The organism is Acidobacteriota bacterium (assembly GCA_026393755.1).
GTDB lineage: Bacteria > Acidobacteriota > Vicinamibacteria > Vicinamibacterales > JAKQTR01 > JBAXOX01.
The window spans coordinates 113,245-125,041 of the sequence record JAPKZO010000017.1; the positions used below are offsets into that span (position 1 = coordinate 113,245).

The 11,797-nt window shown below is 66.6% G+C and carries 5 protein-coding genes; 2 read left to right on the forward strand and 3 right to left on the reverse strand.

Going from position 1 to position 11,797, the window contains the following annotated elements; all coding sequences use genetic code 11:
* Positions 1-26: 26 nt before the first annotated feature.
* Positions 27-467 (reverse strand): nucleoside 2-deoxyribosyltransferase, encoded by a 441-nt coding sequence (locus NTV05_06100; GenBank protein MCX6543971.1) that lies wholly within the window; start codon positions 465-467, stop codon positions 27-29.
* A gap of 104 nt (positions 468-571) precedes the next feature.
* Between NTV05_06100 and NTV05_06105 the strand changes: the two genes are divergently transcribed.
* Positions 572-1,816: a hypothetical protein gene (locus NTV05_06105; protein MCX6543972.1), complete on the forward strand. Its 1,245-nt coding sequence runs from the start codon at positions 572-574 to the stop codon at positions 1,814-1,816.
* A 25-nt stretch (positions 1,817-1,841) separates the two neighbouring features.
* On the opposite strand, the gene NTV05_06110 is transcribed toward NTV05_06105, so the two are convergent.
* On the reverse strand, positions 1,842-2,900 hold the full coding sequence (locus tag NTV05_06110; protein ID MCX6543973.1) for a beta-eliminating lyase-related protein: 1,059 nt from the start codon (positions 2,898-2,900) through the stop codon (positions 1,842-1,844).
* Positions 2,901-2,987: 87 nt separating this feature from the next.
* A complete protein-coding gene (locus tag NTV05_06115; protein ID MCX6543974.1) occupies positions 2,988-6,056 on the reverse strand; it encodes a hypothetical protein in 3,069 nt (1,022 codons plus the stop codon).
* A 280-nt stretch (positions 6,057-6,336) separates the two neighbouring features.
* Between NTV05_06115 and NTV05_06120 the strand changes: the two genes are divergently transcribed.
* Positions 6,337-11,667: an autotransporter-associated beta strand repeat-containing protein gene (locus NTV05_06120; protein ID MCX6543975.1), complete on the forward strand. Its 5,331-nt coding sequence runs from the start codon at positions 6,337-6,339 to the stop codon at positions 11,665-11,667.
* Positions 11,668-11,797 lie beyond the last annotated feature (130 nt).

Below are 11,797 nucleotides of genomic sequence, written 5' to 3' on the forward strand. Positions count from 1 at the left end.
TGGACGACCCAAACCAGAATCCCCCGCTACTTCCGCGTCGGCGCGAGGTGCGCGTCGAGGAACGCGTCAATGTCAGCGAGCGTGTTGTAAGCGAGCGAGTTCGCGTGCTGGTGGGACAGTCCGCTGATCATGCGCGAGATCGCGCCCTGCCGGTTGGCGTGATAGAGCACGTAGGCGCGCTGCCCCGATTGCGCGGCGCGGCCGAGGATGTAACCAACTTCGAATCCCACGCCGAAGCTCGAGCCAGACGCCTCCGCCACCAGGACGTCGGCGCTCTCGAGCCACTCGACGTCCCGCGCGAACACGTGCGCCGCGGTGACGTGGCTCTCTAACTCGTCGACGTCATCCCTGAGCAGGTGCGACGTCAGGACCTCGTGCCCGAGATGCACCAGCTTGTCGTTGATGTGCCGCGCCGCTGCCACGGCTCCGCGATCTCCTCGAACGGTACACGCCAGGTAGATACGCATCCCAGATCCTCGCTTCCTCGACATGCTCCGCTGGAATCATCGCAACCGATCGGGCTCGGCGGCGATCCCTACCGACTACCCGGCGATTCTGGCATAGTATCGCTGTGGCCCTGCCGAGAATCATTCCCGCCCTTGCAGATCTCACACAGGATATCGCCGGCCCGCTCCCGGTCGAATTACTGCAGACCTGGGCGGCGGGCGGCCAGAGCGCTGCCGACGCCGAACGCCTGCTGGACGTGTACCGGATTGAGGGCACGGTGGTCGCCTCCGACACCTCCGGCTTGAGCCGATTGACCGAAGAGCGCGATCTGCTCGACGTGCTCGCGATCGTGTCGGAGCCGAAGCGCATTCTTCATGGGCTCGGCGCGGCGATCGGCGGCCGGGCCATCGGCGTGTGGGTCGCCGACAACACGGAGATGTACTACCCGTCGCCGGTCGACCCAGCCTTGATCGTCGGCGCGATGGCCGAAGCGCAGGTGCGCATCGCCTCGAAGGCGGCCGTCGGAATCGGCATGTGCGTGCACAGCGGCGAGTTTTACGAAGTCGGCGGCGGTTTGTACGGCGGCGACGCCGAAACCGTCGAGCATCTGGCAGAAGCCTGTGCCGGGCCGGGCGAAATCCTGCTCACACGCGCGGTGACGGATCGGCTCGGCGAGGCCACCGAATCGCCGTTTGCTCGGCGTCCGGAACTGAGCGCGGTGTATGCGGCCGGCGTGTACGCCCTGGTGCGGCCGGGACGCATGGCCGAGCTGCGCGCCGACGACACGCAGTACCCCCACCCCTATCCCGAGGAATTCTTCTCGCTGCTGAGCGGGCTCGGGCAGGCAGCCGACGCCGGCCAGATCCGGAAGCGCATCTACGACGCGTACCTTCGCGAGCGGGTCGTTGTGTTCGTCTCGAAGGCGCACGAGCCGCACTCGTCGCACAACCTCCCGGAGATGCTCGACGAGTTCGTGAACAACGCGCTCGTGGACACGATCATCAAAGTGGCCATGCGGGCCGAAGACCACGTCGCCGGCCTCGGCGGCGGACTGGCGATTCTGACGTTCGACACGCCCGCCGAGGCGCTGGAATTTGCACAGGCGGTCCGCGCTCAGTTCGCGGAGAACGGCGTCGCGGTGAAGATCGGGATCGACCGGGGGCCCGTGCTCTTCTTCTCCAACCCCCGCGGCCCGAGCGGGATCGCGGGCGACCCGGTCAACATCGCGTCGAAGCTGTCCGAAGATACCGGAGCGAGCGGGAAGATCAGAATCACGACGCGAGCCGTCCGGGGCATGCCCGTCCCGCCCGGCGCGCAGCTGTTCGAAATCTCCGTGTCACGGGTGGTCCTGACGGGTGTCGAGATCTGACGCCGATGCCGGGGTGACGGAAGACCTACTCCGCCGCCGCGGCCCATGGCCGCGCGGCGACAGTCAACCGCACCGCCTCGATCGCGCGCTCGATATCCGGACGCGTAATGCCGCGATACGTGACGAAGCGCACGACCGACCCCATTCCGGGCAGACCGCGCACGTCCTGCTCGCGCAAGTGCATCGCGAACGTCGCGGCATCGATACCGAGCGCCTTGACATCGACGTTGACGATGTTGCTCTGAACGGCCTTCAGATCGACGTCCAAGCCCGGAATAGTCGCCACGGCCTCGGCGAACACGCGGGCGTTGTCGTGGTCCTCGACGAGCCGGCCGATCATGGTCCGTAACGCGACGAGTCCCGGCGCGGCAATCACGCCGGCCTGGCGCATCGCGGCGCCGAACGATCGCCGCACCTTGCCGGCACGTTCGATAAAGGCGCTGGACCCGGCCAGCACCGACCCCACCGGCGCCGAGAGGCCCTTCGACAGGCAGAAGCTGACCGAGTCGACCGCCCGCCCGATCTCCCGCGCCTCGACGCCAAGCGCGACCGCCGCGTTGAAGATGCGCGCGCCGTCAAGATGCACCGACAGTCCGCACTCGTGACCGATGGAAGCCAGTTCGCTGATCTGCGCCGCAGTCATCACGGTGCCGCCGGCGGCATTGTGCGTGTTCTCCAGGCACAGCACGCCGCGCCCCGGATACATCGTCGCGGCCTTCCTTCCTGCCCACCGCACGCGATCCGGGTCGGGCGCTCCGTATTGCCCGCCGACCGGCATCACCAGCAGCCCGCACACCGCCGCCGCTCCGCTCCACTCCATGCCGTACACGTGGGCGCTCTCCTCGACAATCGCAGCCGCCCCGGGTTCGGCATGGGTGCGCAACGCGAGCGTGTTCGACATGGTGCCGCTGATCGTGAAGACGGCCGCATCCTTGCCCATCAACCTGGCCGATTCGGCCTCGAGTTCACGAACGGTCGGGTCGCCGTCGCGCGAATCATCCCCCAGTTTCGCCGTCACCATGCTCTGGAGCATTTCTGGCGTCGGCAGAGTGAGCGTGTCGCTGCGCAGATCGATCAGTGCCATGTCGAATATCTCCGCGCCAAATAGTAATCCGAACGCCGTCGCCCCGGGCGCGCGCCGCGAGGACCGCGGGCGGCGTTGACGGCCGTCCTACGGCAGCGAGATCGCCATATCCTTGGGCTTCGTATTCACATTCGAGATCGAGTACCAACCCGGGTCGATGATCACGCTGACATACGGGAACTCCGGCGACGTGCAAATCTGCACGACGGCGATGTGTACGCCGTTGGTCGGATCGAGGCTCCAGCTGCCGAGCCCGGAGAACGTCACGGTGTCGCACTCACCCGGAGCGGCCTTCGAGGTGCGCGACCTGAGATAGTGGAGCCACGTCAGGCAGTTGAGCTTGAACGTCCCGCCGAGCGCATGGTTGGTGAACTCGAAAAATGGCTTGGCCCGCCCCTCCGGGATCTCGTACTTATAGCTGAACTCCTGCCCATTCGACGACGTGATGTGAGCCTCTCCCGATCGCGGCCTCCATTCGTGCCCGACCACTGGCATGGCCTGGTGGCGCAGGAAGGGATACAGCACGGAATCGGGCCCGATGACGATGTGGCTCTCGAGATCGTCGGTCGGGAACTTGAAGCCCTCTGGGTACGGGAGGTACTGGACGCCGTTATACCGGAAGATCGTCTGGCCGTCGTTGCCCACCTCAAACGATCCCGGGCCACGCCACGTGAAGGTTTCGGTCGGCGTCCTCGGCTCGACCTCGAGCAGCTTCATGATGATCCGCTGTGAGATCAGTCCGCGGTGCAGCATCTCACCAACGATCTTGCCCGTCTTGAGGTTGACGATGCAGAGCGCAAAATCGAGCGGGTCATCGATCATCGAGACCTTGCCCATGCGGTAGTTCACCGTGCCGAACCTCAACGCCTCATCATGGCCCGGCGCGCCTCGCGGGATGCGGCTGCCGAAGTTGGCAGTCAGCGGCGATTCGGGCACCTCGGCCAGCAGTCCTCCGGGCGGCAGGGTGGCGACGTAGACCGAGACCGCGTCACCGAAGCGTTCGCCGAACTGGATGGAGTACCGGCAGTTCAGATGCGAACGTCCCATCCCGTGCCCGCCCAACTCCGGTGCGTTCAGCGCGAAATCGTCGCCGAACGTGTTGTTGTGCATGGAGCCCATCATCTGCCACACCGTGTTGGTCGGGAGCAGCGGCACGCGAACGCCTGGATCGGCCGGGGCGGGCGGCTTGGTGCTCAAGTGGATGTGGGGATGCAACGCGGTCCCGTCCGACGGCACGCTGGCGAATTTGCCGGACGCACTGGCAAAGGGCATCGGGAACCGCACGGGCACGTGGAGCACGCTCAGCGGAATGAACGTCGTGGCGTGGAGCGTGAAGTCCAGCAGGCCGTCCGGGCGTGACTCGAAGCCGGCCCACGTCGTCCCGTAGAAGCCCGGGAAGTCGATGGGCGCCGCGGGCAATGTGGGGTTCACCGCCGCCAGCGCAAAGATCGCCGAATTCAGCAGGAAGAACTTGCACTTGAGATTGGTGACCCAGCCCGTGATGAGGTTGAGGTCGCCCGACGACAGCACCTCGGCAGCGTCCATCACTCTGTTGTCCAGCGCAGGCAGACAGAAGAGATGTGGCGCCGACAGCCGGCCATCGTCTCCCTTGAGTCCCGAGAGGAGCGAAATCTCGAAGTGCGTCGAATCATCCTGGGGCGGTGCGAACTTGATTTGTATCGACCCATGCAGGTGCGTGTCGAGCAGCGCGATGCCGCTGAACAACAGATTGCCGGTCAGGCCATAGACCTTCGGTTGCGCCTCGGTGGTGTGCACGGCGCGCAGCGCGTCACCGTAGTAGCTCGATTCGCTGTCGAGCGGCAGCGTCTGCTCGAGGCCGGGCGGCAGCTTGATCTTCCATCGTTCGGGATGGCATCCGCTGGTGGGTGGTGTGGGCATCTCCTGGCGTTGCCGTTTCCCGCGCACCATTCCCGAGACGAACTTCGCCATCTTGATCAGGCGCTTCGCCGTCGCCCCACTGGCCGCCAGCACGCCGGCCGGGGTCCCGTGCATCGGGCCCTCGGCGCCCTGGTACGCCAGCACTGCGTCGTTCATGATGAGCATCGGCCCGATGTCGACCTTCTGGTGGCGCGTGCCGGCCGTCCGATTCCACAGGTCGATCAACCCGTTCGCGATCATCGCCTGCCCGGACTTGCCCGGATAGTACCCGTTGAGTGAGTAGAAACCACCCAGGTAGTCGGCCGTGATCCGGCGCGTGCCCACGCGCACACCCTGCTCCCTGACTTGCCGGAAGAACGCGTGCAAATCGAACACCAGCGCGTCGTGCTTCTGGGCCAGCGAAACCAGGTCCTTGTTGAGCGCTTCCACTTTCCGGCTGATCTCGGTCGCGCACTCCCCCTTCATGACGGAACCGTCTGGCAGCGGTCCGAACCGCTTCGTCATCGTCTGATAGCCCATTTCCATCAGCGCATTGGGGGTGACGCGGTCGTGACTCTGCAGGCCATACCTCGACTGGATCCGGGACGCGGGCAACCGCACCACGCGGGCTGCGGCATCGAGCGTGGAGAAATGCGCCGTGTCCATCGGATCGGGGATTGTCAGCACGATCAGCGTGGCCCCCGCCGACGCCAGGGTGCTGAGGATCGTGGCGTAGTCGGCCATGAAGGCCGCACCAGGCAACGCGGCCGGATCACTGGCGACCGCCGCCGCGAGCACCTCGGCCAGTCCCAACTCGATCAGGGCGAGGCCGGGCTTCTGGCGCGCGGCGAACTCGAGCACGGTCGGCCCGGGCGATGACTGGCCCTCGCGGCACTCCTCCAGCCCAAGCACCAGGTTGATCGCCGTTTGCAGCGCGTCGTCCGTCCGGACGATCGGGATCTCCGGCCGCCGATTGACGACGTCTGCAGCCGTCAGCCCAGGCAATGAGAGATTGGCGTACGCCCCCGTGGGCGGAACCTTCTTGATGACCGTCGTCTGCATGTCCCACGGTACCCGCACTGGCAGGCGCTGAAAGCCGGGGGCATCGCCGATGCCCGGGGCCTGAAACAGCGGCAGAGGGAATCGCTCGCCGATTCGCTTCGCCACGTGCGCGGAAAAACTGTCACGCTGATCGTCTTCGATCAGGCTGAAGTTGGTCATTCCGGCAGCCAGGCCTTCGCCAATCACCATGAACCGCGACGTGTCCAGTTTTCCCATGATCGTTGCCTAGCCTTCCCTGGAAAGTGAGTGTACGACGACCCGTCGCGAAGCCTATCGGGTGTCTGCCATCGAGGTCAAGCCAGCCGCCCGCGCTTGCCCGCGCTTGCCGCTTGACACGCGCACGGGGGCGCCGATAATGGATCGCTGCTCCCAGGCCCCACGACGACAAGCGGCCGATTCTCCCCCACCCGGACGTGAGGCGCTGCCAAGTAACGATTGCTGCGATGTCTGGAGAGGCACGATGTCAGAAACAATCGCTCGTTCACGCGCCCCACGAATGCCGCAGATCGTAGCCGGGTTGGTACTCGCGCTGTTCTTGCCGGCGCTGGCCGCGGCACAAACGACGTATGCGGTCTCGGATGAAGCCGCCCTTCGTACAGCGCTGACATCGGCGATTGCCGGCGACACGATCGTGTTCGGCAGCAACATCACACTGACGGCCGATCTCCCCAACGTCGGAGCCAGTGTCACGATCGACGGCGGCGGATACTCGCTCTCCGGCAACAGTCAATACCGAGGCTTGTTCATTGAGTCGTTCGTGATTCCCATGGTGGGTGGTCCACCGGCGCCGACACCGGTTGCGGTGACGATCCAGAATCTCACGATCAGGGACACGGTCGCGACCGGGGGAAGCGGAGGCGCCGGGGGCCCCGGTGGTGGGGGCGGCGCCGGCATGGGCGGCGCGTTGTTTGTCGGGGAACTGGCCACCGTCAGCGTCAGTAATGTGAACCTGATCTCCAACGCCGCGGTGGGTGGCGCTGGGGGAACGGGGGGCCTCGGAGACGTCGAAGGCGGCGGTGGTGGAGGCCTCGGCGGAAACGGCGGCGCGGGCAATGCCGCGACTGGCTCGGGCGGCGGGGGCGGCATCGGCGTCGGCGCGAGCGGCGGTGGCCCGGAACTGCCAGGTCTCCCAGGAATCATCACCGGAGTCCTCGGGCCTCCGGTCGGGGGAGGAGGAGGCGCGGGTAGCATCATCGACGTCGCGGGTGCGGCCACCGGCGGCATAACGACCAACGGCGGAAACTTCGGAGGCGGTGGCGGCGGCGGATGGGCGGCGAACAACTTCGGCGGGTTTGGCGGAGGCGGAGGCGGCACGCCGCTCGGCGACTCCCCGAACTTCGGCGCCGGCGGTTACGGCGGGGGCGGAGGCGGGACCACGGGAGCCAGCGCCAATTTGGGCGGCACGTTCGGCGGGGACGGGGGCACGCTCACGACGCGGGGCGGCGGCGGCGGCGCGGGCCTCGGCGGCGCAATCTTCGTGCAGGCTGGCGGCAACCTGACAGTCGGCGGCGGTTTCACCATCAACGGTGCCGCAGTGACCGGTGGCGCCGGATCGACCGGCGGCGTCAGCGGCTCGGCCGCAGGCTCGGGCATCTTCTTTCAAGGGAGCGACTTCTACTCTTTGTCGTTCGCGCCTTCTGGCTCGCAAACCGCCACGGTCGCCGGCGACATCGCTGACGAGTTCGGCGTGCTCGGCAGCGGTGGCTCTCTAGGCGTCTCGATGGACGGCACGGGCACGCTGGTGCTCTCGGGGAACAACGCGTACTCTGGCGGAACGTCCATCAACTTCGGCACGCTGAGCGTCTCGTCGGACGCCAATCTCGGTGCGGCCGGCAGTGGGCTTTACGGCAGCGCCGACACCACGCTCCGGATCACGGCAAGCGGGATCTTCTCGCGCACCTTCTACATGAACGGAGGCACCCAGAACATCAGCGTCGCGTCGGGCCAGACCGCGACGTGGAGCGGCCAGATCGGCTCGGAAGGCGGCGCGGCATTGAACGTGACGGGCGGAGGCACCCTGGTGCTCACCGATGCCACCAATTGGTGGGCGGCTGGCACATCGGTCAACGGTAACAGCAGACTGGTCGTGGGACTCGACGGGGCACTCGGCTCGTTCGACATCCTCGACCCGACCATCGGCACGGTGACGCTGGGCGATGCCACCACGGGCGGCACGCTGGGCATCGACGCGACGAGCGTCGGGAACGTCTTTTCGTCCGGCCGCGTGATCACGCTGCAGAGTGGCGGTGGCACCATCGACACGGTCGGGGCATCGGACGCGACGCTCAGTGGCGCGATAGGCGGCGGCGGCAGTCTGACGAAAGACGGGACGGGCCTGCTGACGCTCAGCGGCGACAACACGTATACGGGAGCCACGTCGGTCAACGCAGGCATCCTGCGGGCAGGCAGCGTCACCGCGTTTGGCAACAGCACCTCGCTGTCGGTGGGTGCAAGCGGCACCGCTGACTTCAACGGTTTCGATCAGACGTTCTTTACCGTCGGCGGCACGGGCACCGTCGAGCTCAATGGCGCGGCCGCGCTCACAGTGGGCGGCGACAATTCGAGCAGCAGCTTTGGCGGCACGTTCACCGGGACCGGCGGCCTCTTCAAGACCGGCAGCGGCGCGTGGACCTTGTCGGGCACGAACGACTTCACTGGCGGCATTGTGCTCAACGCCGGCACGCTGAGTGTCGCGACCGATGCGAATCTGGGGGGCGCGGGTGCGATCGCGATGAACAATGCGACGACGATCGGCCTCACCGGCAGCGGCACCTTCGCGCACGGCCTGCAGATCGAGGGCACCTCGTCGATGAACCTGGGAACGGGCTTGTCCGCGACGTGGAGCGGTCTGGTGGGCGACTTTGCGGGTGCTGGCACGCTGCGTGTGACGGGCGGCGGCCTGTTCGCGCTCACCAACGCCGCGAATTCGTATACGGGTGGCTCGATCGTGACCGGCGGCAGCACGCTTCAGATCGGCGCCGACGGCGCGCTGGGCGCGGCGGGCACCGGCGTGACGCTTGGCGATGCCACCACTGGCGGAGCGCTTGAGATTACGACTACGGGCTTCTCGACCTCGCGAGCGGTGACGCTGCAGGCCGGCGGCGGCGCGATCAATACGGGCGGCGCGATTGCGGCAACCCTCGGCGGCGCGATTGGCGGCACAGGCGCCCTGGCCAAGACCGGCGCCGGCGCGTTGACGCTCTCGGGCATCAACACGTTCACTGGCGGCCTCGCGCTCAACGCGGGCACGTTGAACGCCGCCGCGGATGCGAACCTGGGCGGCGCGGGTGCGGTCGCGATGAGCAATGCGACCACGCTCGGCCTCACGGCCAACGGCACCTTCGCGCACGGTTTGCGGATCGCGGGCACCTCGACGCTCAACGCAGGCGCGGGTCAGTCGGTGACCTGGAGCGGGTTGGTGACCGACAACGCCAGTGCCGGGACGCTGCGGTTGACAGGCGGCGGACTGTTCGCGCTCACCAACGCCAACACCTACACCGGCGGCACGATCGTGACCGGCGGCACCACGCTGCAGGTCGGGGCCGACAGCGCGCTCGGCGCGGCGGGCGGCAGCCTCGCATTGGGCGACGCCACGACGGGTGGAACACTGGGGATCACGACCACAGGCTTCTCGACTTCGCGAGCGTTTACCCTGCAGGCCGGCGGCGGCACGATCGACACGGGCGGCGCGGTTACCGCAACGCTAGGCGGCGTGATCAGCGGCACCGGAACGCTTATCAAGACCGGAACGGGCCGTCTCACGCTCTCCGGCGCCAACACCTTCACCGGCGGAATCACGGTCAACGGCGGCGCCCTGTGGGGCACCACCAGCAGTCTCCGCGGCAACATCTTCAGCAACACTCAGGTCGATTTTGATCAGACGACCAGCGGCACGTACGGCGGCGTGCTCAGTGGCGGAGGCGCGCTGTTCAAGACCGGCATCGGCGCCCTCACGCTCTCCGGCGCCAATACGTACACCGGCGGCACCTTCCTGAACGGCGGCTCGATCATCGGCAGCACGAACAGCCTGCAGGGCTCGGTGGTCGACAACGGCGAACTGGTCTTCAATCAGGCATTCAACGGCGCCTTCCGAGGTGTGATCACCGGCCTGGGCAACGTCACCAAGCTTGGGCTGGGCACGGTGAGCCTGAGCGGCGCCCAGGGGTACACCGGCCTGACATGGATTCGAGAGGGCGCGCTAGCTATCGACGCGTTGCTCCCCGGCAGCGTCAAGGTGGACTCCGCCGGGACGCTCCTGGCCGCGGGCACGATCGGCGGCTCGATCGATCTTGCGGGTGGATTGGTGGTTCCCGCGCCGGGAAGCCAGTTCGCGACGTTCACTCCCACCTCAGCCGACGCGAGTTTGCTTGCCGGCACTCAATTTCCGTCCCTGCTCATCAACGGCAACCTCACGACGACGGCGGGATCCACGATTGGCCTGACCGTCTCGCCGGGTGGGGCGGCGCCCCTCCTGGTCAACGGCACGGCGAACCTGACTGGCACGCACTTCAACGTGAATATCAACTCTCCGACGTCGGCGCGCGCGACCACGTTCGCGGCGCTCACGACCACCGGCGGTCTGCGCATGACCGGCGCCGACATCAGCAGCCCGTCGACGACACTGGTGCCCGTCCTCAGGCCCGGCCCGTTCGCCTTGATGGTGACACTGCTCAATTACGCGTTGCCCCTCCGCAACGCGGCGAGAACGCCCAACGCCATCCAGGTGGCCACTGGAGTCGATGCCGGCAAATCGGGGGCAACCGGCGACTTTGCCAATGTGGTCAATGAGCTGACGGCATTGGACGACGCGCATCTGGATCTCGCGCTGAGGGCGATGGCTGGCGAAATCCACGCGTCCACGGCCCGACTGGTGGCTCTCGATAGTCTCTCGATCACTGACATGGTGCGCAACGAGCTATCAAACGTCGAGCACGACTGGAAGGACGGGGCGCGCCCGTCGGGAGCAGGGGCGAAGCCACGATTCTGGATCCAGTTGAGCGGCGACCACGCGAGTTTCTCGTCGGGCATCTTCAGTGGCGGCACGGGCAATGTGGGCGGCGGCGGAGGCGGGGTCGACTTCAAGCCCGGGTCCGACTGGACGGTCGGGGCCGGCCTGTCCCTCACCACCGGTGGACTGTCCCTCACCGATCTCAGTGAGACCAGCACCATGATCGCGCCGCGCGCGTTCACGTATTTCGGCTTCAGCTTCGGTCCCTTCAACGTGCATTGGGGCGGCAGCCTGGCACGATCAACCACCACAACGAAGCGCCACATTCAGTTTGAGGCGTTCGTGCCGGACGCCAGCGGCCAGCTCGTGCCGTTGTCGGGGGGGATCGACCGCGACGCCACCAGCGATCAGGTCAGCACGACGCGCGACGCGTGGAGCGATTGGCAGTTCACCCGGAAGGTCGGCACGTGGACGTTCGACGGGAAGCTCGGGCTTCGCGCCGCGAACTATTCCCGGAAGGAATTCAACGAAGACGGAGCGGACTCGATCTCGCTCGACGTCCACACGCAGACGCTGTCGACCCGCGAATTCAACATCGACCTCCACCACTTCCGTCGGACGGGCACGTGGCTGCCAAACATTCTGCTGACGTACCGCCGTGAGTTCGGCGACGACTGGACGAGGGCGAAGGCCAACTTCGCCGCCAATCCAATCACTCAGTTTTCGGTGCAGGGCATGCCGGTGCCGCTGGACACATTCCAGGGGGTGCTCGGTCTGACGATGCGCAGCGGGTCGGGGCTTCTGTACACGCTCGAATATCAGTTCCTTCACTCGAGCGACGAATCGCGCCACAGCGTCCGCTTCAAGGTGCGTTTCTGAGAGGAGCGACGGTTCAGCGGCGCGGGCGCGATCCCGCGAACCAGACAACGGGCGCGATCATCGCCAAGATAGGCAGCGTCAGCGGCAGCGTCATGACGCTGACTCCGATGCCTATCCAGTCGTGCGTCGA

Coding starts and splice junctions, on each gene's coding strand:
- NTV05_06100 (MCX6543971.1), bottom strand. CDS start 467: ATGCGTATCTACCTGGCGTGTACCGTTCGAGGAGATCGCGGAGCCGTG.
- NTV05_06110 (MCX6543973.1), bottom strand. CDS start 2,900: ATGGCACTGATCGATCTGCGCAGCGACACGCTCACTCTGCCGACGCCA.
- NTV05_06115 (MCX6543974.1), bottom strand. CDS start 6,056: ATGGGAAAACTGGACACGTCGCGGTTCATGGTGATTGGCGAAGGCCTG.
- NTV05_06120 (MCX6543975.1), top strand. CDS start 6,337: ATGCCGCAGATCGTAGCCGGGTTGGTACTCGCGCTGTTCTTGCCGGCG.